Below are 26,036 nucleotides of genomic sequence, written 5' to 3'. Positions count from 1 at the left end.
TCACACCTCTCCTATTGCTGTCAAAATATCGTCAATATCTGATTGGTTCCACTGACTCCACTCAAATTCTGAAAAATCAGAAGGAGTGTACGCGATCGCATCCTTTAACTGACTTTGATTAATCAATGATTTCAAAGCCTCAATAAAACTCTGTGCCAAACTTTCAATCGTGCTGCGGTGATGAACTGCCTCGCTATAAGTCCAGTCAAATTGGACTTGCCCGCCAGTGACCAAACCGTTAATTTCTAGTAAATAAGTGCGATGTTCGCGCTTACTTTGGGACGCACCAGCAGATTCTTTAGCTAAATCGAATAAAGTGGATTCAGTAAAAGTTTGATCGAATTGACCGAGATAGTTAAAACTAATTTCTGCTTGAGGCAATTTAGCTAATTGAAGGCGATCGCTATTTAGATAGCGCAATAAACCGTAACCAATCCCGCGATTCGGAATACTCCGCAGTTGCTCTTTAACTGATTTTAAAGTCTCTACTGAATTAGTTAATTGTTCTGTGTGCAACCGCACAGGAAAAACAGAAGTAAACCAACCAATTGTGCGAGAAATATCTATATCATCAAACAGTTCTTCTCGTCCGTGTCCTTCTAAATCAATTAATAGTGATGTTTGCCCTGTCCAGTGGTTGAAAACTTGTAACAATGCTGTCAGCAATACATCGTTGATTTGAGTACGGTAAAGTTTAGGAACTTCTTGTAGTAATAATTGTGTTTCTTCAACGCTTAAAGATACCGATAGAGTGTGAGAAGTTGCTACCGTATTTACGCCATCAACCCAGTCTAAAGGCATTCTAGATACTGGTTGTTTTGCTTGTTCTAACCAATAATTAAGTTCTGGCTGGATAGAGAGCGATCGCGCATATTTTGACAGTCTTTCAGACCAATATTTAAAAGAAGTTGTTTTGCGGGGTAACTGTACCGTTTTACCTTGTTCAAGTTGGGCGTATGCTGTCTGTAAATCTTCAATCAAAATTCGCCAAGAAACACCATCAACTGCTAAGTGATGAATCACAATTAGCAATCGGCTGGTTATGCCTAAATTAAATAATCCAAACCTAACTATTTTTCCGGCTGTTAAATCTAGACTAGCTTGTAATTCATCAGCAACAGCTTCCATTTCTAATAATTGCTCTGTCGATGAAAGTGCTGATAAATCTTTTACTATCAGAGGGATAATATGATTCGGTTCGGCATTAAATTGTTGCCAACCAGATTCACCTTTAACAAATCGTAAACGTAAAGCATCGTGATGTATTAATAACTGTTGTGTAGCCTTTTCTAAGATTGCTGATTTTAGCGGTTGTTTTACTTCTAGTAATACTGCTTGGTTCCAGTGGTGGGCATCGACAAAATTTTCCTCAAAAAACCAATTTTGAATTGGTGTCAGTGGCACATTACCAGTTACAGGAGTTTGTTCGGTATGAATTATCTGGTTCGTACCTGCTGCTGCGGCTAATTCTGCAATCGTTGGATATTGAAATAGTAATTTAGGAGTGAGATTTAAACCAGCTTGATTAGCTTTAGCAATAATTTGAATACTGAGAATTGAATCTCCACCTAACTCAAAGAAGTTATCGTAAATGCCTACTTGAGTAAGGCGCAGAACATCAGCCCAGATATTGGCTAATTGTTCTTCCACAGTATTACGTGCAGATGTGAAATCTGTTGCCAAGTTTGAGTTAGTTGAATCTGGTGCTGGCAAAGATTTTCTATCTACCTTTCCATTCGGGGTAAGCGGTAATTCCACTAACTCCACAAATGCGGCAGGAACCATATATTCCGGCAATCTTTCTTGGAGAAAACTGCGTAAATCAATGGATTTGGTATTAGGTAGAGGCGTTGCAGATAAAGTCTCTACATTAGAAACAAAATAGCCTACAAGACTTTTTTGATTTGGTTGTGCTTCCCTGACTGTAATTACAGCTTGTTGTACTTCTGGATGCTGGGATAATACAGCCTCAATTTCTGCTAACTCAATCCTGAAACCGCGAATTTTAACTTGATCATCGCTACGCCCAATAAACTCAATATTTCCATCTGGTAAATAACGAGCAATATCACCAGTTTTGTAGAGTTTCTCCGCAAGATTAAAGGGGTTATTAATAAACTTATCAGCAGTTAATTCGGGACGGTTGAGATAACCGCGAGTTACACCAGCACCGCCGATGTAAAGTTCGCCGTAAACCCCTACTGGTACAGGCTGCAAATAGTTATCTAAGATATAAAGCTGGGTATTAGCGAATGGTTTGCCGATTGGTACTAATTGTTGAGTAGAACCCCTCCCCAACCCTCCCCTTAGTAAGGGGAGGGAGTTAGTATCCGCGCTTTCAAAATACGCGCTATCAATCGTTGCTTCAGTAACACCAAAAGAGTTAATTAATCGCGTTTGAGAGCCGCAGAATTGACGGAATTTTTGATACTCCGAACCATACCAGCTATCTGAACCACAAATCAGCAGCCGCATAAATTCGAGACTGTTACTTGTGTCTTCTAGATATTGGATCAGGTTTCTTAAAACTACTGGCACAAATTCGGCACAGTCGATTTTTTCCCGTTGCATCAACTCATAAAGCTGATGCGGTGTCAGCAATAAATCTCTGGGACACAACACCAACTTACCGCCAGAACACAAAGCGCGAACCATGTCCCCAGAAAATACATCGAAGGAAAAGCTTGCCATTTGCAGGTGAGACGTTACCTGATGCAATTGATAAGCTTCCTCCCAGGCAAAATAAGCGTTAACTAAGTTGCTGTGCTGAACTGCTACCCCTTTAGATTGACCAGTAGAACCGGAAGTATAAATTACATAAACCAGATTTTCTGGTTTGACGGTGGTTTCTGGGTTTTTCTGGCTTTCTTGAGAAATTAACTGCCAATCTGTATCTAAATAAACAACCCGTTTCTCCTGTAGAGACGTTGCATACAACGTCTCTACACTTTGTTGGGTTAGGAGAATGGAAACTTGAGCATCTGCCAGCATGAAAGCTAAACGTTGATCGGGATAAGCTGGATCTAATGGCAGATAAGCGCCACCTGCTTTGACAATGCCAAGGATACCAACAAGCATTTCTAAGGAACGTTCTACACATATCCCGACTGATACTTCTGGTTTAACTCCCAGTTTTTGCAGGTAATGCGCTAGTTGATTGGCTTTTTCGTTTAGCTGACGATAGGTTAGTTGTTGACCCTCAAAAACGACGGCTACAGCGTCCGGTGTGCGTTCTACTTGAGCCTCAAATAACTGATGAATACACTGATCTTGGGGATAGTCTTTTTTGGTGTTATTCCACTCAATTAAGAGTTGATGCTGTTCTTGCTCAGATAAAAGCGATCGCACTTCATACCGTTCCTGCGGTTCCTTAGCCATTGCTTCTAAACAACGCAAGTAATAAAGGGCGATCGCATCAATTTGTTCAACGCAAAATTCCTGTGCATCATACTGAAGGATGATTTTTACCTGTTGCGAGAAGGGATCGACGCTGAAATCAGTAAACAAGGGAATATCTGTAGCTTCAAAAACCCGCGCATCTAAAACTTCTATTTCAGGGAAATCTTGCAGACCTTGGTAAACGTGGAAATTGACAAAGTTAAATGCTGCCTCAAACAAAGGCTGACCGCCACTGTACTTTTGCAATTCTGCTAAGGGATAGCAACGGTATGGCAATAACTCACTTTCAGCCGCAAATACTTGTTGTACTAACTCTGTCCAAGTTCCCCCAGTTAATTGCAACCGGAACGGCAGAGTATTGAGGAACATTCCCAAAACTTTTTCGCCATCAGTTTGTTCTGGTCTGCCATTAACTACTAAACCGCTAATAATATCTGATTGACCGCTAAGGATACTTAATACGCGCAAATGTGCCGTTAGTAAGACACTTTTAAGTGGAACTGCTGCGGATTTAGTTAACTGTTTAATTCCTTCACAAATTTCAGAGGATATTACTACTTGCTGGCTGCGAATTTCTCTGATTTCTGAACGCTGAGAACTATGCCAACGAGGTAGTTTAGCGATATTGCGATCGCTTAATTTTGTCTGCCAGTAATCTTGGTAGGATGGGGAAGCGATCGCTTCTCGCTCTAATACTACAAAATCTCTAAATTTACTCAGCAATTCCGGTTGTAGAGACGCAATATATCCCGCCTCTACGGATAGGTAATCTTGGAATAACTCAGTTAGCATGGCGGCGACACTCCACCCATCCAAAATTACATGGTGGAAACTAACGCTGATTTGAAATGTTTTTGCACTACGAAGATGAATTTGGAATCGCAATAAACCAGGCTGACTCAAATCAAAATGCTGTTGTTTTTCCGCTTCTAACCAAGCATTAATTTTTTCTGATTGTTCGGAAGCGGATAAATGCTGCAAATCTTCTACCTGCAACGCCAGATTTGCGGTTTGATGCACTAATTGCAGAGGTTCGCTAAAACTTTTTAAGTCAAATGAAGTTCTTAAAACTGGATGGCGATTAACAATATTTTCGATAGCCTCCTGCAAAATTTCAGCATCAAAAGGTGCTTTTAAGTAAAAGCTAAAAATATCGTGATAGGTTGCGCTTTCCTCGCTGTATTGGCTGTGAAAAAGCATTCCCGCTTGCAGTCTGGCGAGAGGATAAGCATCTTCTATATTTTCAGGTATTTTTTTCCGATCGCTTTCAGAAATTAAACTGAATGCTGCTACTAAATTTGTTGTTGTGTCTGCTGTCGTTGGTTGCAGTTGTTGAACTAGCTCATAAATGGTTTGGTATTGAAAAAGTTGATGAAGTGAAAAGCTAAATCCTTGCTTCTGTGCTAAAGATTGCACTTGAATACTGCGGATTGAATCTCCACCTAACGCAAAGAAATTATCCCTAACCCCAACCTTTTCTAATCCAAGAACCTGCGCCCAAATTTCAGCTAATAGCTTTTCTTCCTGAGTTTGAGGTGCAACAAAGTTTGATGCTAATTCTTCTCGGTTATAATTTGGTGCAGGTAAAGCTTTACGGTCAATTTTTCCATTATGTGTAAGTGGCAGAGATTCCAATACTACAAAAGCAGTAGGAATCATATATTCAGGTAATTTTTCTTTTAAGTAGCGACGTAAATCTAATTCAAAATTTACTAAAAATTCGTCTACATTAAACTTCTTACACAAATCAGCAAAATCTTCTTTAACATCTGCGTCATCTGCGTTTATCTGCTCACATCTGCGATTAAGAAAAACAATATACGCCACCAATTGTTTAGTGCCTGTCCGATCTTCCCTCGTAATAACAATAGATTGCTTTACTGCGGGATGTTCTGTTAATACAGTTTCAATTTCGCCTAATTCAATGCGAAAACCGCGTATTTTAACTTGGTTGTCGATGCGTCCCAAATATTCAATATTGCCATCGGGAAGATAGCGAACTAAATCACCAGTTTTGTAAAGGTTGGAACCTAACCCCCCAACCCCCTCCCCTTGCAGAGTAGAGGTCAAAAATAAATTAGGAATAAACTTTTCTTTTGTTAATTCTGGTCGATTTAAATAACCTCTAGCTACACCAACGCCGCCGATGTGCAACTCGCCTGGAATACCAATCGGTACAGGTTGTAAATAAGAATCAAGAATATACAGTTGTGTATTAGCAATAGGACGACCGATAGGAACTATTTTTAGCTCACTATTAGACTGGCATTCCCAAAAAGTAACATCTATTGCGGCTTCAGTTGGTCCGTAAAGATTGTGTAATTTTACTTTTGGCAACTTGGTAAAAAAGTGCTGTTGCAGTTCATAAGGTAAGGCTTCACCGCTACACATTACTTGCTGCAAACTCTGGCATTTGTCTAAACTTTCTGCCTCTAAAAACTTTTGTAGCATTGAGGGGACAAAGTGCAGTGTAGTGATTTGATATTGCGCGATCGCATCTACCAAATAATCCCTATCTTTATGCCCCTCCGGTTTAGATACAACTAATCTAGCACCTGTTAATAAAGGTAAGAAAAACTCCCATACCGATACATCAAAACTAAAAGGAGTTTTTTGCAAAACCCGATCTGCTGTTGTTAGTTGATAAGTATCTTGCATCCATAGCAAGCGATTACAAATACCTTTGTGAGTATTCATCGCTCCTTTTGGCTTGCCAGTAGAACCAGAAGTATAAATTACATAGGCTAAGTTATCAGGCTTAATATTACTAATAGGGTTATTAATGCTTTCTTGCGCTAATATTTGCCATCCTGTATCTAAGCAAAATATTTGCGGTTTATCTTCATGTAAAGATGTTTCAGGAAACGTCTCTACCAACTTTTGCTGGCTAAGAATAACCGAAAATTCGGCATCTTCCAGCATAAAAGCTAGACGTTCCGAAGGATAGCTAGGATCTAGCGGTACATAAGCACCACCCGCTTTTAAAATCCCTAAAAGAGCGATTACAAGCTCAAGCGATCGCTCCATACAAACGCCGACTAATGTTTCTGGTTTAACCCCAACTTTTTGTAAGTAATGAGCGAGTTGATTGGCGCGATGATTTAACTCTTGATAAGTTAATTCTTGATTTTGAAAAACTACGGCAATATCATCTGGCGTTTTCTCAACCTGCGCTTCTATTAACTCGTGCAGGCATTGATTTAAAGGATAATCAGTTTGAGTATTATTCCATTCAAATAATAATTGCTGCTGTTCGGCTGCTGTTAATATTGGTAATTCTGAAACTTTTTGCTCGGAGTTATTAACAATACCTGCTAATAAAGTTTCAAAATGACCGATTAAGCGTTGAATTGTGGCGCGATCGAATAAATCTGTACTGTATTCAAACCAACCCGTTAAACCTTCAGGTTTGTCGAATAAGTGCAAAGTTAAATCAAACTGTGCGACTTTGCTATCAATATCCAGAATTTCCAACTTTAACCCAGGAAGCTGCAACGGCGGCATCGGCGCATTGTGCAGCACAAACATTACCTGAAATAAAGGCGCATAGCTAAGATTTCTTTCTGGCTGTAATTCTTCAACTAACTTTTCAAAAGGTAAATCTTGATGAGCATAAGCATCTAAAGCTACCTGCTGTACTCGCCGCAGCAACTCATCAAAACTGGGATTTTCAGATAAATCTGTGCGTAAAACTAAAGTATTAACAAATAAGCCAATTAGTTGTTCTAATTCAGCACGTTGACGATTAGCAATTGGGGAACCAACAAGAATGTCATATTGACCTGTGTAGCGATACAGCAGCGTTTTGAAAGCTGCAATTAAGGTCATAAATAAGGTAACATTTTTCTGGCGACTGAGATTTTTCAGCGCATCAGTAAGAGTTTTTGGCAGCGCCAGTGTTTCGACAGCACCTTGATAAGTTTGAATGGGGGGGCGGGGTCGATCAGTTGGCAATTCTAATAACGGAGTTGCGTCCTGTAACTGATTTTTCCAGTAATTTAAGTGCTTTTCTAATAATTCTCCCTTTATGCGATCGCGTTGCCACAGAGCATAATCTGCATACTGAATTGACAGTTCAGGTAGAAAGGCAGGTTTACCTGTAGAAAAAGCTTTATAAAATGCAGCAATTTCTTTAATAAAAATTCCTTTCGACCAACCATCAGAAATAATGTGTTGCATCGTAATTAGCAATACATATTCCTCATCTCCAACTTGTAGCAAAGTAGTTTTGAGTAATGGCGCTTTAGTTAGGTCGAAAATATAGCGGGCGTGTTCAACAGCAAGGCGTTCTACTTCGGAGTCAATTTCTACTACGCCACGCAAATCTATTACTGACATTGGTAATGTCAGGTTAGGTCTGATTACCTGCATTGGTTGGTCGTCAACTTTGACAAAAGTTGTTCTTAAAATTTCGTGACGCTCAACTAATGCGTTAAAGCTTTTTTCTAAAGCGACTACATCAACTTTACCTGTGAGTTTGACTGCATTAGATTGGTTGTAAAAAGCATTGCCAGATTCTAACTGATCGAGAAACCATAGACGTTGCTGCGAAAAAGATACAGGCAAAACAAAAACTTCTTCGGCATCAATTAAGTTATTTATGTCAGTTGGAGTTTCCAAGGAGGAGATCATATCAAGATTTAAAATTACTATTTTTGATGGCAGGTTGGGGATGAATTTTTAGAGGGAAGATAATTTCATCCGATATGCTTTTCTAGAAATTGGCACAATTTCCGATTCTTCTGGCTTAGAACCGCTATTTTTAGCTTTTTCAAGGCATTCTACGAAGGCAGCGATCGTAGGTTGTTCAAAGAAGTCACGCAAAGGTAGTTCGACTTGAAAAACTTCGCGCACTTTCGTAATTAATTGGGTAACTAAGATCGAATCGCCACCTAAATCAAAGAAGTTGTCATAAATACTGATGTTTTCCACACCAAGCACTTCAAACCACAACTTAGCTAAGGTTGTTTCGGTAGAGTTACGAGGCGCAACAACAGTAGAATCAATTTCTTGAATAGCACTCGGTATCGGTAAAGCTTGGCGGTTAACTTTGCCATTAGCTGTTAGGGGCAAGCTTTCTAACATTACGAATGCCGAAGGAATCATATAAGCTGGCAGTTTTTCACTTAAAAAGCTGCGTAGTTCCTCAATTTGTGGCGTTTCCTCGGTGGGAATTATATAAGCAACCAATCGCTTATGAGTTGGTTTTTCGCCAACGGCATTAACTACTGCTTCCCTAACTGCGGGATGCTTGAGTAATGCTGATTCAATTTCACCTAACTCAATCCGATAGCCGCCAATCTTAACTTGGAAGTCTTCTCTACCTAAAAATTCAATATTGCCATCGGGAAGATAACGCCCTAAATCTCCAGTTTTATAAAGTCTTTCACCTGTACGTGGATGGGTAATAAAACTAGCAGATGTTTTTGCTTCATCTCGCCAATAGCATTTAGCTAATCCAATCCCGCCGATGTAAAGTTGTCCCGGCACTAATATCGGACAAGGTTCAAGTGCATGATTTAAAACATAAAAATGTTGATTCTGTAGTGGTTTGCCGTAGGGAATGCTTTTCCAATATGGATTAACTGATTCAATCGGATAGTAAATAGACCAAATAGAAGCTTCAGTTGCACCACCTAAACTAATGACCTCAGTTTCTGAATTTAACGCTTTAATTTGATTTGGTAGATTTAGCGGTAGCCAATCTCCACTAAGCATTACTAGGCGCAGATGTTGGAAGATAGCAGAATTATTACAACCATAATCCACCATCATTTGCATTAAAGCGGGTACAGAGTTCCAAATAGTAATCTGTTCTCGCTGCATTAATTCTGCCCAGTGCGATGGTTCTTGAGTAGCGGAAGCATCGGGAATAACGATCGCACTACCAGCAGCTAATGTGCCAAAAATGTCATAAACCGAAAGGTCAAAGTTAAGGGCAGAAAGGGCAAATACTTTGTCTGAAGCTTGGACATTGAAGCGGTGATTGATATCCAGAATTGTGTTAACAGCACCGCGATGGTCAATTGTTACCCCTTTAGGCAATCCAGTCGAACCAGAAGTATAAATTACATAGGCAATATCTTCTGGTTTCTGTACTGGTTCTAGGGTAGAGGCGATAGATCGCGTCTCTGCATCTGGGATATCTACACAAATGCGCTGGATACCTTCTGACCAATACAACCGTTTATCAACGCAAGGTTGAGTAACAACTAACTGAATTTCTGCTTGTTTAAATAGATGCGATCGCCTTTCTTGTGGCAATTTCGGATCTATCGGTACATACGCCGCACCAGACATCAAGATACCCAACACAGCAACAACTTGTTCCCAACCTTTCTCCATCACGACTGCAACTAACTGATTAGGTTTTGCACCTAAATCTCGCAATTTATGACCGAGTTGATTTGCAAGACGATATAACTCTGCATAAGTGAGAGTGCGATCGCTTGTAACTACAGCAACTTTTTCCGCCTGTAAATCTACTTGTGCAGTAAATAAGGTATGAAGGAGGTCGGAGGAGATTGCAGCATCAGTGGCGTTAATAGCGGCAAATTGGTTTAATTGTGTCTGCGGAATTAATCGGGGATGAATTTCTTGCCAGTTTTCTTCTCTTTGCGCCAAACTTTCGAGGAAGTTGCAATAAGCAGCAAACATATCATCCAACATTCCAGTAGGGAAAATAGCTTCTACTGCATCCCAGTTGAAAACTAATGCACCTGCTTCTTCTGCAACTTGATGATCGAGGAAAACTTGCGGCGTTTGGGTAATACCATAAGTCATTTCTCCCAACCAATCTAAAGGAAATTTTTGTTCTCCTAAAGCTTCCTGCGTTAAAGTGCTGGTGAAGACTACAGGCATCAAAGCACTAGAAAGTCTGCCTTGAGTTCGAGCTAATTCCCGCAAAATTTGCACCCCGCTAACGTCGCGGTGGTCTAAATCTTCCCACAGTTGCGCTTGCAAGCGACGGGCGCGATCGCCAAAAGTATCTTCTGCTGAGTTGTCCACTTCCAACAGGCTGATAGAAGTGAAATCTCCAACAAGTTCGTTAACTTGTGAATGCAGAGGTAGGCGATTAAATAGCGTTAGTGTCAGGGTAAAACGCGGATTTTTACTCCAAACTGTCAGCACTTCAGCGAATGCAGCTAGTAATACCGCAGAAGGTGTAATTCCGGCAATACTGGCGTAATTCTTCAGTTGTTGCCATTTATCCGCCTGTAATTTGCCACTGTGACGGACAAAGCGCGGATGTTTAATTGCAGAGGGATTTTGCGCTAAAGGCAGTTCTGGTGCTGGCGCTAAGGTGGCGATGCGATCGCGCCAATATTCTTGCGATCGGCGATACTGTTCTGAGTTGCGCTGATTAACCTCAGCTAAAACATAATCTCGGAAAGAAATTTGTAATGGTGTTAATTCAACTTCGGGATTTTGATATAAAGCTGCTAATTCTCGCCCAATAATTTGGAAACTCCAAGCATCGGCAATTAACAAATCAAAACTAAAATGTAAGCGGGTGCGGCGTTGATCTAACTGAGAGGCGCAAATTTCAAATAATGGGAATTTGTCGCTAGGTAAAATTTGGTGATCCAGGCGATCGCGTACCTTTTCCAATTGCAAATTTATCCCTTCTGCACTTTGCCCTTGCAGATCCAAAACCTTAACTTGATAAGTTGGTACTTCTTTAAGGATTTGTTGCTGTCCATCCGGCAGAATAATTACCCGCAGCAGATCGTGACGTTCAATTAGTCGCTGCCAAGCTAAATTAAAACGTTCTAAATCTAGCTCAACGGCATCAATTTCTACATATATATGAGTAGCAACATTGCCTAATTCAAAAGCTGAACTTCTACCCACCCAGTAAGCTTGCTGAATATCAGTGAGAGGGAAAGGTTGATATTTATGGTTAATATCTGGAGTTATGGTTGGCAGCAGATTTACTGCTTTTTCTGTCGTAATTGACGGTTGTGAAATTTGCTCTGCTAAAGTCGCAATAGTAGGAAACTGGAAAAGCGATCGCAGTGGCAATTCTACCTGAAATTCTTCCCGTACTTTGGCGATGAGTTGGGTAGCTAGTAAAGAATGTCCGCCTAGTGCAAAGAAATTATCGTGAATGCCTATCTGTGTAACACCTAAAACCTTTCTCCAAATCTCTGCTAATAAGTTCTCTATTGGAGTGCGAGGTGCGACAAAGCTTGATGCTAATTCTCGTTCAGAAAAATTGGGTGCTGGTAATGCCTTGCGGTCAATTTTGCCGTTAGCTGTTACAGGTAGTGCTTCCAGTATCACGAAAGCAGAAGGCACCATATATTCTGGTAATTTCTCTGTTAAAAATTGGCGCAGTTCGCTATTAGGTATCTGTTCTGACTTAGTTACTATATAAGCAACTAAACGCTTATTTCCTAATTCATCATTTTGATCGACAACAACAACTTGCTTTACTGCTGGATGCTGACTAAGTACCGTTTCAACTTCTCCTAACTCAATGCGGAAACCTCGGATTTTTACCTGATAGTCAATTCGACCGATAAATTCAATCGTTCCATCTGGTAAGTAACGACCTAAATCACCAGTTTTATATAGTTTTCCTGAAGGTTTAAACGGATTATTAATAAATTTTTCTGCTGTTAATTCTACTTGGTTTAAATAACCTCTAGCTAAACCAATACCACCAATATGAATTTCGCCTGGTATACCAATAGGTAAAGGTTGGAGATTGCTGTCTAGAATATAGATTTGTTTGTCTGCGATCGCTTTCCCAATCGGAATCACTTTATTAATAGAATAAATCCCTTTAATTTGTTGAATTGTTGCCCACACAGTCGCCTCAGTAGGTCCATAAAAATTCCATACGGGTACATTCCATGCCAATATTTTCTCAGCTAACTCTTGCGGAAAAGCTTCTCCTCCACAAACAATCAATCGTAAATTTAAATCTCCAGTAACTAATTCAGAATGAGCAGCAACTAACTGGCGTAAAGCTGAAGGCGTTTGATTAAGAATAGTAACTTGCTCTTTTACTAACAAGTTATAAAATTCTTCAGGTGACTGCGTTAAATTACGAGGAACAATAACTAACCTACTGCCATGTAGTAATGCGCCCCAAATTTCCCAAACTGAAAAATCAAAAGCATAAGAATGAAAAACTGTCCAAACATCTCGCTCGTTAAAATTAAATGTCGGACAAGTAGCAGCAAATAAATGTACTACACTGGCATGAGTTATTTCAACTCCTTTAGGTTTGCCTGTAGAACCCGAAGTATAGATAACATAAGCGAGATTTTTTGGTGTGACTTCACTAACACAATTAGTATGTCTTTCTTGAGAAATAACTTTCCAATCTCTATCAAGACAAACTTTTAATATTTGATCAGAATTAATTTTATCGTGTAAGTGCGCCTGAGTTAACAGCACATTAACTTGAGCATCTTCTAACATGAATTGTAGACGCTCATTTGAGTAACTTGGATCTAGCGGTACATAAGCGCCCCCAGCTTTGAGAATTCCCAGCATTCCCACAATCATTTCTAAGGAACGCTCAACATAAATCCCCACTCTTACTTCTGGTTTTACGCCAAGTTTTTGTAAGTAATGAGCTAGTTGATTCGCTCTTTGATTTAGTTCTTGATAGTTTAATTTTTGTTGTTCACATACAGCGTTCACGGAGTGTGCGCGGAGCGCAATCGCGTCGGGTGATTTATCAGCTTGTAACTCAAAAATTTCATGGATACATTGAAGCGGTTGAGAGGTAATTTTCGTCGAACTATAATCTATCCCTATTTGTTTCAGTTCAAATTCAGTTAACAGGTTTAATGTAGAAATACGTTGCTCTGGATCGGATATAATGCTCTCAAGCAAAGTTTGAAAATGACTTGCTATCCGCACAATAGTCGCGTTTTCAAATAAGTCTTGGTTGTATTCTAATGAACCTCTAATTATTTCCGATTCTTCCCAGAGATCCAACGCTAAATCAAATCTAGCAGTTCGTGTATCTATTTCTTGTAGACTAAAATTAACTTCCGCTACTGCTAACTCTGGCTTAGAAAAACTATGTAAAGCGAATAAAACTTGAAATATGGGATTACGACTGAGATCCCGTTCTGGTTGCAAAACTTCTACCAGCTTTTCAAAGGGAACATCTTGATGTTGATAAGCTGCTAATGCAGTTTCCCGTACTCGTAAAAGCAAATTTGTAAAAGTTAGATTGCTTGATAAATTAGTCCGAAAAACTACAGTATTAGCAAAGAAACCAATTAATTTTTCAATTTCGCTGTGGTTACGATTAGCAATGGGAGAACCAACTAAAATATCTTCTTGCCCAGTGTAACGATATAGTAAAGTTTTGAATGCTGCCATTAACAGCATGAACAGAGTTACCTTTTTTTCTTTACTGAATTTTCTCAGATTTGCTGTGAGATTCTTTGGAATGATAAATATATGTTTGTTGCCTTGAAAAGTTTGAACAACTGGACGAGTAAAGTCAGTAGGTAAATTCAGGACTGGTAAATTACCGCTTAATTTTTGCTGCCAATACTTTAATTGATTTGGCAAAACTTCATCTTGCAACCACTGACGCTGCCAAACTGCAAAATCTGCATATTGAATCGGTAAATTTGGCAAAGATCGCAAATTGTTAGTACTGATTTGATAAAAAGCAGCCAATTCTTGCAACAATAACCTGATCGACCAACCATCAAAAACAATGTGGTGTACGGCTATTAGGAGGATATGTTCTGTTTCTGAGATGCGTAAAATTTGCGTGCGGAAAAGACCGCATTGCTGTAAATTAAAAGGCGATTGCGCTGCTTTTAAACACAAATTTTCTACTTCTATCTTTCTTTGTTCTGCTGAAAAACTAGTCAAGTCTATGATGGACAAATCCCAGCTAATATCATTCAAAATAACTTGAACTGGTTTACCATTGTGATTAACAAATTTAGTCCGTAAAACTTCATGCCTTTTTACAATCTCGTTAAGACTATAAGTTAGTGCATCTATATTGAGTTGTCCTTTTATATCTATTGTGGCAGCAAGATTGTAAAAAGGATTCCCTGGTTCTAACTGGTCAAAAAACCATAACCTTTCTTGGGCAAAAGATAGCGGTAATTCTTGCTCTCTGTTAACAGGCTTAATTCCTGAAACAACAGGTGCGCTTGTTGTAATTTCTCCTAAAATTAGTGTGGCTAGTTGAGCAATACTAATATCCTCAAATAGCTCAATAACTGATAAAACCACACTCAAATCAATTTCAATTTGATTTTTTAACTCAAACAGCTTTAGCGAATCGAGTCCCAAATTGCTTAAAGGCTGCTGTAAATCAACATTTACATACGATACCTTTAAAATCTTAGCAATTTGCGATCGCAAATAATCTTCTAAACTTGTTTGACGTTCATTTAAATCTGTGGCTAATAAAATTTCACGATTTAAACTAACTTCTGCTGCTAAATAATCTGTGTTTTCTAAAACACTACTAGCAACAATTTCTAACTCACCTGCTAAGAATTGAGCTTTACAAGCGCGTCGTTGAATTTTACCACTGGTAGTTTTAGGAATACTGCCATATTTAATCAAAACCACAGCATAAGGTTGTACTTCATATTCTGCTGCGATCGCACTCCTAATTCCAGCAATTACCTCCTCTAAATTCCCCGACTGGCGCAACTCCAATTCCTGCACCACTACCAGTTGTTCTTCACGCCCAACTTCTACAGCAAAGGCTGCGCCAGCACTTAGTCTTAAAGCTGAATGGCTGCGTTCAACTGTTTTTTCAATATCTTGGGGATAAAGATTACGACCACGAATGATAATTACATCTTTCAATCGTCCCGTAATAAACAATTCCCCATTATGGAAAAATCCTAAATCGCCAGTTCTTAAAAAATTTCCTTCACCCGTATCAGCAAGCGTAGCTTTAAATGTACTTTCTGTTTCTTCCTGTCTATTCCAATAACCTTGAGCAACAGTAGTTCCAGATACCCAAATTTCTCCTACTTCATTCTCACCACATTGCTTAAACGAATCAGGATTAACAATAACAACTTTTGTCCCAAAATCCGGCTTACCGCACCCTACTAAACTTCTAATATTATTTCCCATCAGCCCGCGCAGGCGGGCTTTATTTGTATAGCCCCAGGTTTCAACCTGCGGGGAAAAAATTTCGACGACCTGATTTTTCTCTAACGCCGCTTTATCAACAGTGCATACAATCGGCGCATCATTTTTACTTACTGTACAAACCTTTAATGTCGTTTCCGCCATCCCATAAGCAGGACAAAAAGCTTCCGCGCGGAAACCACAACTAGCAAAAGCTTCAACAAATTTTTCTAAAACTTCGTGATCAATTGGTTCTGCACCGTTATACGCGACAGACCAACTACTTAAATCCAGATTGGCACGTTGTTCTGGTGTAATCTTGCGGACACAAAAATCATAAGCGAAATTAGGAGCGCCACTATGAGTAGCCTTGTAACGCGATATTGCTTGCAACCAGCGAATCGGACGTTGAGTAAACGCTGCTGGTGGCATGAAATAACAAGGTATGCCTTTATATAAAGGTTTTAATAACCCATCAATTAACCCCATATCGTGAAAATGGGGCAGCCAAGTTACAGCAACACTATCTGCTGTATGTTCAAATCCCTTATCAATATAAGCAATGTTATACAGCACATTTTCATGGCTAATCATTACACCTTTAGGTGTAGATGTAGAGCCTGATGTATATTGCAAATAAGCTAAACTGTCACCTTGCAATACTGGCGGTTGCCATAAATCTGATACATCAGCAATAGTATCAGTAGCTATCCAGCGTAAAGCTTTGAGATCTGGTGCTTTGGCAAATAACTGGTCTAAATTAACTAAATGCTGAGAAGTTGTGAGTACAACAGTTGCTTGGGCATCAGTTGCGATCGCTTGAATTTTCCCAAGATTCCGCTTTAACTTCGGTGGGTAAAGCGGTACAGCAATCACATTACTATACACACAACCAAAAAAAGCCGCTAAAAAATCTAAACCTGCTGGATAAAGCAGTAATGCCCGTTCTCCGCTTAAATTTAATGCTTGTAAGTAAGATGCGATCGCCCGACTACGCCGATCTAACTCTTGATAAGTTAAACTCGTTTCCTCAGTTTCTCCATCCTGTAGAAAAGCAAAAGCTATGTCCTCAGATTGATGGATAGATCTGTAACGTAGAAGGTCAACTAACGTACAAAAACTAAGGGAGAGTTTAGGATCGGACATTTTTATTGTTCCTGCTTGATCAACCCAGAAAAGTTTGCATAAGGCTATAGAGGTTAATAAAACCTCGTAAAAGCCTGTAAATTGCGATAATATGCCGCCCTAAGCTTAAAATTCCAATTTTCTGAGCATAATGCCAGATACAGCCATGCCAACAGATAACTGGAGCAATACTTGGACAGTTAGACTGCTTGGATAATTTGTTGCAGCAGGTTCGATTGCTACTACTGCTATTCCCAACTTCATTAACTTACAGTACTTGAAACTAATTCTCAATAGTACTTAAGAAAATTAGCAGTATTTTCCTTGAGCTATAGAGAATAGTTATCAATTATTATAAGATACATCTTGCGGTATACACTGACGGAAGTATGATTTTAGCCTAGTTTTATAGGGCAAAGCATTGACAAAATAAAGATATTGCTGGAAAGATAGTGACTTATTTTTTCATCTAGTTTTTTGCCAAGTGTGCAAGATACTGCCAATTTAATTAGAAATAATCCCTAATAAGTGTTTGTAGCTGAAAATACATTTGCAGAAACCACAAACTAGATGAGACAAGAAACTTTCCCCACCAACATGAGGACGTTCTCAATCCTCTGGTGCGGACAAATGATATCGACAATTGGCAGTTATATGACTGCCTTTACTCTCACCATTTGGGTTTGGGAACTGACGGGACAAGCAACTGCATTGGCTTTAGTTGGCTTCTTTACTCAAGTACCGCGCGTTTTAATTTCTCCTTTAGCAGGGGTAATTGTTGATCGCTACAATCGCAAATTACTAATGATGGTTGGTGATGGCGTGGCAGCTTTCTCTAGTCTTGCTATGCTATTGCTATTTCTCACAGGTCACTTGCAAGTCTGGCATTTATATCTAGCTGGGTTACTTGAAGGTACTTTTGGTCAAATTCAAGAACTCGCTGCTACAGCATCAATCACGATGGTAGTGCCTAAACAGCATTACACCCGCGCTATGGGCATGATTTCTACACTGCATTATGGCTCTAATATCATCGCCCCAGCTTTAGCCAGTGTTCTTTATTCCATAATTGGATTGAGCGGAATTTTAAGTATTGACCTAATTACGTTTGCGGTTGCTGTTAGCACTCTACTGTTTGTAGATATACCGCAACCGCACACAGCAGATAGTCAAAATCAACCTCAAAGTCAAAAATTTAGTTGGAAAGAGATTATTTTTGGCTTCCAATACATTTTTGATCGTCCTAGCTTATTGGCTTTAATGATTGCAGCCGCAATGTTCCAATTTGCCCACGATCTAGGTGCTGCACTTTATGCACCGATGATTTTGGCTCGTTCCGGTAATAATACTCAACTTTTAGGAAGTGTAGCGGCAGCAGCAGGCATTGGTGGTGTGATTGGGGCAATCCTTGTCAGCACTTGGGGCGTACCTAAGCAGAAAATACACGGCTTGTTATTAGGAATGATCGGTGCAGGCTTGAGCAAAATAGTATTTGGTTTAAACCGCATACCTTTAATCTTGATTGTGGCGCAATTTTGTTCGTCCTTAAACTTTCCTTTGATGGGCAGTTGTCGGGATGCAATTTGGCTGAGTAAAATCAACCACAACTTGCAAGGGCGAGTATTTGCTGCTCGATCAACAATTATGTTAATTACTTCTGCGATCGCACCCTTAATTGCTGGTTTTTTAGCAGATCAAGTTTTGGAACCAGCAATGATGCCAGGTGAAAGTTTAGCAAATATATTCGGCTCAATTTTAGGTACTGGGCGTGGTGCAGGAATAGCACTGCTGTATGTTTTAACTTCTGTCTGCTTATTGCTTATAGGTTTAGGCGGATACACCTTTAAAAACTTGCGCGAAGTAGAAAACAATCTACTAGAAACTGGACAATAACCCATCTAATCCCTGAATCCATCTGCGTTTATCTGCGGTTTTATTAATCAAAAATATGTTGTTTACTTTATCTAAGCGCCTCGCATTTCGCCTTTTTTCATTCATCCTGGGAATAACCTTTTTTATAGCGATCGCAGGCTATCATCCTGTTTTTGCTCAAAAATCTACCGAAATTCTGTGGGATACCTACGGCGTTCCTCATATTTACGGTAAAGATACTAAAGGTTTATTTCGTGCTTTTGGATGGGCGCAGATGCAAAGTCATGGAGACTTAATCTTGCGTCTTTACGGTCAGGGACGCGGTAGGGCAGCCGAATATTGGGGTAAAGAGTATTTAGATTCTGATCGCTGGGTGCGGACAATGAAAGTACCAGAACGCGCCCAAGAATGGTATCAAGCCCAAAATAAAAATTTTCGTCTTAATCTTGATGCTTTTGCTGAGGGAATTAATGCTTACGCCAAAGAACATCCAGAATTAATAAATGATGCAGTTGAAGCAGTTTTACCAGTTACCGGAGTAGATATATTAGCCCACGGTCAGCGTGTGCTAAATTTTACTTTCGTAGTTGATCCCGATACTGTAGCAGGTATTACTAACGCTGATAAATCAAAAGGTTCTAATGGTTGGGCGATCGCACCAACACATTCTGCTAGTGGCAAAGCAATGCTACTCGCAAATCCCCACCTACCTTGGTCAGATTTATATCTTTGGTATGAGGCGCAACTAACAGCACCTGGAATAGATGCTTATGGAGCAACTTTAGTTGGTCTACCAGTATTAGAAATTGCGTTTAATGATTTCCTTGGCTGGACGCACACTGTTAATACTTTTGATGGCTGGGATGCCTACGAACTGAAATTAAAAAATAATGGCTATCTTTGGGACGGTAAAGTTAAAGCATTTGAAACAGAACAGCAAGAAATTAAAATTAAGCAGGATGATGGCACTATAAAATCAGAGTTACTGGAAATTAAGCGATCAATTCATGGTGCTGTTGTTAGCCAGAAAGATGACAAAGCGATCGCCATTCGCGTAGTTGGTTTAGATCGATCAGGCGGACTGGAAGAGTGGTGGGATATGTCCCGCGCCCACAATTTAACCGAGTTTGAATCTGCACTTAAACGCTTGCAAATCCCCATGTTCACCGTGATGTACGCAGATCGGGAGGGACACATCATGCACCTATTCAACGGTCAAGTTCCGGTTCGTTCCAAAGGTGATTTTAAATACTGGCAAGGCGTAGTTCCTGGTGATACCTCTGCCACACTTTGGACAAAAATCCATCCTTATAGAGATTTGCCCCGCATTCTCGATCCTGTTAGCGGTTGGTTACAAAATACTAACGATGCGCCTTGGACAACCACATTTCCAGTAGCCATTAATCCCGACAATTATCCGCCTTATATCGCACCACGAGGACAAATGAGTTTGCGATCGCAACGTTCAGCGCGAATGCTAATGGAAGATGAAAAAATCTCTTTTCCAGAATTGATCGAATACAAACACTCTACACGGGTAGAACTAGCAGATCGAGTTTTAGACGATTTAATTACCGCCGCGCGTCAATCAGGCAACAACTTAACAAAACAAGCGGCGGACGTATTAGCTAAATGGGATCGCAATACTAATGCAGACAGTCGCGGAGCAGTTTTGTTTGCCACTTGGAGACAACTTGTAGATCGAAAACGCTTATTTGCAGTGCCTTGGAGTGAAAACGCGCCTCTGACTACTCCCAAAGGAATTGGCGATCGCGCTAATGCAGTAACAGCACTCGAAACTGCGGCTAACAACGTGCGATCAACTTATGGTTCCTTAGATGTTCCTTGGGGTCAAGTGTTTCAGCTTAAGAATGGCAAAACTAATCTGCCAGCTAACGGCAGTAACGATGCTCTTGGTGTATTCAGAAACGTTTGGTATGCCTCTGAAAAAAAGGGGAAAAGGCAAGCGATAGGGGGAGATTCATTTGTAGCCGCAATTGAGTTTTCTAATCCAGTTAAGGCGATGGTATTGACAACTTACGGCAACTCAACACAACCCAATTCAACTCATATAAATGATCAGTTAGAGCTATTTGAAGAAAAAAAATTGCGATCAGTATGGCGTAAACGTGCAGAAATAGAAGCACACTTGGAGTCCCAAAAGGTGTTTTAAATCTCACATTACACACCTCATGTAAGTAAAAGTAGTCGCTCCTAATGTTTGGAATTACGCACTGATTGAAGACAGAAGTTAATTCTCTCATTACTAACGGGACTTGAACAAAGTTCAAGCCCAAACAGGCTACCAATCTAACCCACATTCCGTACTTCAATTTGTAGTATAGAAAGCTACATAATCAGGGAACAGACGAGAATTAATTTTGAGTATAAATACTCAGAGAAATTGAAGAAAGTATTGAAGAAAGGAAGAAAAAAGTGATTTAATGCCAAAATTAAACATCAACTCAAAAAATCTGCTGAATAAATGACGGTTAAAAAAGAAGATATTGAAATTAAAAACTTAGATCACTTAGGAATAGTAGCGGGAATAATTGATGATTTAAAAATAGTTGAAAAAATTAACGAAATAGTCGGAGTTGACAGTCGGGAAAAAATTAACTCTGGTCAAATAGTTAAAGCCATTCTTCTGAACGGTCTAGGGTTTGTGTCTAGACCTTTATATTTATTTTCACAATTTTTTGAAGATAAAGCAATAGAACATTTATTAGGAGAAGGAATCAAAGCAAAAGAATTAAATGATGATAAGTTGGGCAGAACAATGGATAAGCTGTATCAATTTGGGTTAAGTAAACTATTTCTAATAATTGCTTTAGATGCCATTAAAAGATATCAAATAGCAACCAAATATTCTCATTTGGATTCCACATCTATACATTTACATGGAGAATATAACAAATTTAGTCGTCAGGAAAAATCAACAGAAATAATTAAAGAGAACCCGATTCACATAGCCCAAGGATACTCGCGTGACCATAGACCAGACTTAAAACAATGCGTGATGGATTTAATAGTAAGTAGTGATGGAGATGGAGAGCGATTTTTTTCGGGGGAGATGGGCAAGAATTAAGCAAGAGGTTTAAACATTAATCATCCCAAAGCCCTTGAAATTTGGTAGATGCAAGTTCGGTGTAATGAACAGTATGCTGAATATTTTTATGCCCCAAATAACTCTGAATTGTTCGGGTATCAATACCTCGATTCGCCAGATAATAACCTGTTCCATGCCGCAGCATATGAGCATGAATAGGAAAAGGCAAACCAGCTAATTCCCCAGCCCGCTCAACAATGCCGGAGATCGTATCATGTGCCAACGGGCCAAGTCGAGACGACTGGAAAATATAGGGACTAGCAGGATAATTTCTAAGCAACTGACGGAGAGAGCGAATCTCCAGACCAGAAAGTGGTTGAACCCAGGGTGTCCCTTTTTTAACTCGTTTCACGTAAATTGTGCCACCACTCCAATCTATTTGCTCCCACCGCAAAGATGCCACCTCTGCCACGCGCAATCCGTGACGATAGCAAAGCAAAATTAGAGTTGAGTCTCGGTGAGCGTGGCGACCCTTAGATTTTTTGATGGCTAACCGGATCGCAGAGACTTCTTCTGGTAATAAATACTCCCTAGTCCTGACCTCGAAATACTTATGAGAGTTAGGCGACTGACGTTCTTGTTTTTCTGTTTTGCCAACTTTCGGTAGTTGGAGGGTTTGTGCTGTCATAACTCAACCCCCTGAAAAACTTGGGGTATATGAGCTAATTTTACCAACTTATACACGAAAGTTGGTAAACCAGTAGATCTAAAAACACTGTGGGATTTTTACAGGAATTACTTTGTTTCTGTATATTTAAACGGAATTAGGTATCTGTAGATTTGGCTCATTATCTAGCCTTAAACCAGAATACCATTGCTCGAATTGGCGACGCAACTCTCCATTTAAAACTAGCATTCGCATCTGGAGAAGAAGATGAGCACCTTTGGGTGTCCACCGCATCTGTTGTTTTTTCACAAATCGTTTGCTAATAACTTGATTAACTGTTGATTCGACAAATCCAGTTGCAATAGCCTCGTCATTGTGCCAACGTTCTCCATAGTTAGGAATACAAGCTCCATTGTTAAAAATGTATGTTTCAAATTCCTGCACCATTTTCAACAGCTTTTTTACCTCTCGTTGAGCATTGCCATTAAAAACCTCAACTTCTAGGTCATCAACAAAGTCTTTTAATAGTTGCAATGCTCTAAATACGTTTCCATGCCACAAATACCATTTAATCCGTTCCAGATCTTTGGGTATGTCTGTATTTAGTTCGGTATCTTTTTTATTAATTCCTTTTGCCATCTGATTTATCACTGTCAGCCGCATGGTGATGTGAAACCAATCTAAGAGATATTCTGTGTTTGGGTTGAGACCAAACATTAGGTCACGGAGCTTCTCATCACCATCTGACAGGAATGTTACCTGTTGGTTCATCTGCATCCCTTGGGATTTCAAGACCTCGAAGATCCGACGCTGAGGTTTGGTATCGTAGGAATAAACTCCTCCAAACCGCTTGGAGGTATTGTCTGATTTTATGCTCTTACCAACGATAATTTCAAAATTACCTTTGGTTGATGATTTCTTGTCATAGAAACGAACATATCCTCCATCTACTCCTACTACCAGCGGTAGCTCCGGTCTGGGCAAATTATCCCAATCCCTTTGGGTGCCTTCGATGTATACTCTTTTCTCTTCACCCAATTCGGATTCTAAACGTTGGGCACAGACGTGGAGCTTATTCCGAACTGTGGTAACGCTTATTTCGCCTTCTATTGGTAATAATTCCTCCAATAATTTAACGGAAAGCCCGTAAGACATCAAAGATACAAACTTGGATTCTAAATAGAGCAATTCTGGAGAGATTCGTTCTTTCAGTAACTTACCTAGTGGTTTAAAGGTACGGGTTGACTGCTCTTGGCAGGTACATTGAAATAGGCGATTGCATTGTAGCTTTAACTTACCAAAAAGGGTTCTGTATACAACTATCCGTTTGTCTTTACGCAAGAGTTTATTTTCACAGTGCTGGCATGAATCGTGTTGCTTTTCATACTCAGTAACTTGTTGCTGAACTAAAGTGCGTTGGACTTTGTTGAGCAGAGTTTTTGCTTCTACTAGGCTTAATCCTAAGTTTTCAGGTTGTAGAATACCACGCTCTATTTGGGTAATTTCTTGGATAATTTCTCTGTCGCCATTATCTGATTCGATTACAACTTGTATTTTAAGTTTCACCCTATCCCCTGCTCATATAACATTAGTTCCTTATCCCGGCTGGCATATTGCTGTAAACGGCTGTTTACTTGAGCGCGGTCGAAATGATTTTGATCAACTAACAGCCAGGTTTGTAGTTGGCATAATTCTTCTCTATATTCTGTCCAGTCTTCTTCTTCTAGCATTGAGCCAAAGCGTTCTAATATATGCCAACCTGAATATTCTTGCCTTGTCTCCATAAATCCCCAAGCTCCACCACAGTCTTCTGGAGGACAAACACCTTTACCACCCGTGCAGACCGGATAAGTTTGCTTTGCTTGTGCTGCTGAGATGGCTTCGAGTCGGATTTGGTGTCGCCACCAATAACGCCAAGTACCCATTGATGGGCAGATGCTGAAGTCATATTCGTATAAGAATTTTTCTTTGAGCTGCCACCCGAATGTGGAGAGCTTTACCTCGCAGGCGCGAGTACTAAATGTTGTGCCACCTGGTTGAGTTACTCCGTATTGCTTCCCATGAATGATGAAATGATGCAGGTGAATGTCTTCCCACCCCATTGATATTTGTAGCGTGTAGTGCAAATCTTCTATTGTGCTGTCGCTCAGTACTAGAATGCGACGCCAGATCATCGGACTGATACCCAGCAGTACCACCTTAAGTTGATAGTTGACAGGTTCAGGGGAATCGGACATTTCGTCATCTTACCTTGTTATGTACTCCATCTCCCCCAAAAAAAATCGCTCTCCAGTGACTTTAGCAGCTTTAGGACATTTAGGTGCATCATTAATTTCAAACTATCCACAAACTTGGGAAATACACTTAAAAAAATTACAACAAATAAATTGGTCACGATCTAATCCAGAGTGGCAATATAGAATTATTGTTGGCGGTCGGATATCTAAATCTAGAATTAGTGTTAGCTTGATGACTGTTTACTTAAAGAAAACTTTTGGTTTGGCTTTAAATATAAATAAAAATAAGTTGGAACGAGACAAATTATCAAAAGAAAAAATTTCTCTGTAATACCTTTTTAAAATACACACATATAGTAATTATTTGCCTAATATTTCATAGCTGATGAGATCAACTTAGTTAGTAGTGCAATTTCAATATGAAATATGAATCCGTCAATAATTAACAATTATTTATCAAGCCTGTTGTATACAGACAATAAAGTTGTATCCTAAAAAAGCTCAGAACCCTTGATTTTAGGTAGAGAATGAAATTGATCAAGACAATAAAGTCGTATACTGGAAAGCCATAGCGTCAAAATTTACGCCGAATTTTTGACAATAAAGTTGTATACTGAACGTTTGATTACTACGCAGCCTGAAGGAAAGCTTTGAGGCTGGCATCTCAAAAAATTGTGGCTACTTTAAGTCAGGAAAAAGTCTTGGGCAGAACATCGTAGTAGATGAATCAATAGTAGATGGCGCAAGGGATGCTGATGCTGTCGCCAATTTTGGAGAGTTATGGTTATCCAACTTGGTTCTGCGGACAGGTCAAATCCGCATTGAAGCTGTTTTATGCAATCAACTGGATAAGCTTGTTCAAAACTATTGATCAGTTGAGGCATAGCAAAGAAGCCCCGAGAATTAGCAAATCCAGCAGAAATCATCAGCTGGACGTAGCGATTACGGATAAACTGTTGATCAACAGTTTGATGCGGTTGGCTCAATAGCCAAGTGGCATCATGAGCAATTTGCAAAAACAGTGGATGTATTGAATGTGTATTCAAAGATGGTTCTACTTCAATTTTTGATAATGCCTGTTCTGCTGCAATACATTGATGTTGTTGAATGCTAATCTGGCTGCTTTGTAGAAACTTTCGATGCACTGGACAAATTTTGACACCAGGCGCTTGATGAAGACGGTGCCAGTAGCACTCACCAAACTGTTTTCTATCTTGAAGAACACAAGTTGGACAAAACTGGAGATATTTGGGGATACCTGAGCGAATGAAAAGAGTTTTTTTCTCAGATAAAGCCATCCTTGAATAAATTTCATTGGCCGACGTTAGAGACAAAAAACGACTGTAAAAGGGGAAAAGAGTGTGTTCATCTATGAAGCGGTCAACAGTATAACGGTGACCAGGAGGTAAAGCAGCAACGAGCGCCTTGAGGCGACAGGGCATGGCAACTGTCACTTTGACAACTTTACCAAATAGCTCACAGACTGTAGTTTGCCAACGTGCATAACCAACAAGATGATGAAATCGAGCACAAATGCTGTAAAACAGTTCATCAGGGTAAGGGTCAGGAAAAAAACCTAACATAATTGCAAAAA

The 26,036-nt window shown here is 39.7% G+C and carries 10 protein-coding genes and 1 pseudogene; 4 read left to right on the top strand and 7 right to left on the bottom strand.

Annotated features, from left to right (window positions below; genetic code table 11):
- From CRI9333_RS01370 to CRI9333_RS26365, 3 genes are all read right to left on the bottom strand, one after another.
- Positions 1–8,031 carry a non-ribosomal peptide synthetase gene (locus CRI9333_RS01370; protein WP_015201408.1) on the bottom strand — a complete coding sequence of 2,677 codons (8,031 nt, stop codon included), beginning with the start codon at positions 8,029–8,031 and terminating at the stop codon, positions 1–3.
- A 48-nt stretch (positions 8,032–8,079) separates the two neighbouring features.
- Complete coding sequence (locus tag CRI9333_RS01365) at positions 8,080–16,638, bottom strand: non-ribosomal peptide synthetase (protein WP_015201407.1); 8,559 nt, start codon at positions 16,636–16,638, stop codon at positions 8,080–8,082.
- A gap of 105 nt (positions 16,639–16,743) precedes the next feature.
- Positions 16,744–16,881, bottom strand: a complete 138-nt coding sequence (locus CRI9333_RS26365) for a hypothetical protein (RefSeq protein WP_015201406.1) — start codon at positions 16,879–16,881, stop codon at positions 16,744–16,746.
- A gap of 333 nt (positions 16,882–17,214) precedes the next feature.
- Between CRI9333_RS26365 and CRI9333_RS01360 the strand changes: the two genes are divergently transcribed.
- The 3 genes and pseudogenes from CRI9333_RS01360 to CRI9333_RS01350 form a co-directional block, all read left to right on the top strand.
- A complete protein-coding gene (locus CRI9333_RS01360) occupies positions 17,215–18,510 on the top strand; it encodes an MFS transporter (RefSeq protein ID WP_015201405.1) in 1,296 nt (431 codons plus the stop codon).
- A 55-nt stretch (positions 18,511–18,565) separates the two neighbouring features.
- Positions 18,566–20,662: an acylase gene (locus CRI9333_RS01355; RefSeq protein WP_015201404.1), complete on the top strand. Its 2,097-nt coding sequence runs from the start codon at positions 18,566–18,568 to the stop codon at positions 20,660–20,662.
- Between the two features lie 312 nt (positions 20,663–20,974).
- Positions 20,975–21,538, top strand: a pseudogene (locus CRI9333_RS01350) (IS1634 family transposase); the annotation flags it as partial.
- 55 nt (positions 21,539–21,593) lie between these two features.
- On the opposite strand, the gene CRI9333_RS01345 reads toward CRI9333_RS01350, so the two are convergent.
- The 3 genes from CRI9333_RS01345 to CRI9333_RS01335 all read right to left on the bottom strand — a co-directional run bounded on the left by CRI9333_RS01345 (position 21,594) and on the right by CRI9333_RS01335 (position 24,442).
- Positions 21,594–22,226, bottom strand: coding sequence for a tyrosine-type recombinase/integrase (locus CRI9333_RS01345; protein ID WP_015201403.1), 633 nt, complete (start codon positions 22,224–22,226; stop codon positions 21,594–21,596).
- 126 nt (positions 22,227–22,352) lie between these two features.
- Positions 22,353–23,771 (bottom strand): ISKra4-like element ISCep1 family transposase, encoded by a 1,419-nt coding sequence (locus CRI9333_RS01340; RefSeq protein WP_015201402.1) that lies wholly within the window; start codon positions 23,769–23,771, stop codon positions 22,353–22,355.
- Positions 23,768–24,442 carry a plasmid pRiA4b ORF-3 family protein gene (locus CRI9333_RS01335; RefSeq protein WP_015201401.1) on the bottom strand — a complete coding sequence of 225 codons (675 nt, stop codon included), beginning with the start codon at positions 24,440–24,442 and terminating at the stop codon, positions 23,768–23,770. Before CRI9333_RS01335 ends, CRI9333_RS01340 begins: the two co-directional genes overlap by 4 nt.
- A gap of 55 nt (positions 24,443–24,497) precedes the next feature.
- Here CRI9333_RS01335 and CRI9333_RS01330 point away from each other — a divergent pair, with 55 nt between their 5' ends.
- Complete coding sequence (locus CRI9333_RS01330; protein ID WP_198013598.1) at positions 24,498–24,773, top strand: DNA sulfur modification protein DndB; 276 nt, start codon at positions 24,498–24,500, stop codon at positions 24,771–24,773.
- Positions 24,774–25,125: 352 nt separating this feature from the next.
- Here CRI9333_RS01330 and CRI9333_RS01325 read toward each other — a convergent pair whose 3' ends face one another.
- On the bottom strand, positions 25,126–26,025 hold the full coding sequence (locus CRI9333_RS01325; protein WP_015201400.1) for a TnsD family Tn7-like transposition protein: 900 nt from the start codon (positions 26,023–26,025) through the stop codon (positions 25,126–25,128).
- Between the last annotated feature and the right edge of the window lie 11 nt (positions 26,026–26,036).

The organism is Crinalium epipsammum PCC 9333, from assembly GCF_000317495.1.
Taxonomy (GTDB): domain Bacteria; phylum Cyanobacteriota; class Cyanobacteriia; order Cyanobacteriales; family PCC-9333; genus Crinalium; species Crinalium epipsammum.
This window is presented reverse-complemented; position numbering and strand designations above follow the sequence as displayed.

What these genes read in the sequence shown, in the direction of transcription:
- CRI9333_RS01370 (WP_015201408.1), bottom strand. Translation starts at nt 8,031, where the DNA reads ATGATCTCCTCCTTGGAAACTCCAACTGACATAAATAACTTAATTGAT.
- CRI9333_RS01365 (WP_015201407.1), bottom strand. Translation starts at nt 16,638, where the DNA reads ATGTCCGATCCTAAACTCTCCCTTAGTTTTTGTACGTTAGTTGACCTT.
- CRI9333_RS26365 (WP_015201406.1), bottom strand. Translation starts at nt 16,881, where the DNA reads ATGAAGTTGGGAATAGCAGTAGTAGCAATCGAACCTGCTGCAACAAAT.
- CRI9333_RS01360 (WP_015201405.1), top strand. Translation starts at nt 17,215, where the DNA reads ATGAGGACGTTCTCAATCCTCTGGTGCGGACAAATGATATCGACAATT.
- CRI9333_RS01355 (WP_015201404.1), top strand. Translation starts at nt 18,566, where the DNA reads ATGTTGTTTACTTTATCTAAGCGCCTCGCATTTCGCCTTTTTTCATTC.
- CRI9333_RS01345 (WP_015201403.1), bottom strand. Translation starts at nt 22,226, where the DNA reads ATGACAGCACAAACCCTCCAACTACCGAAAGTTGGCAAAACAGAAAAA.
- CRI9333_RS01335 (WP_015201401.1), bottom strand. Translation starts at nt 24,442, where the DNA reads ATGTCCGATTCCCCTGAACCTGTCAACTATCAACTTAAGGTGGTACTG.
- CRI9333_RS01325 (WP_015201400.1), bottom strand. Translation starts at nt 26,025, where the DNA reads ATGTTAGGTTTTTTTCCTGACCCTTACCCTGATGAACTGTTTTACAGC.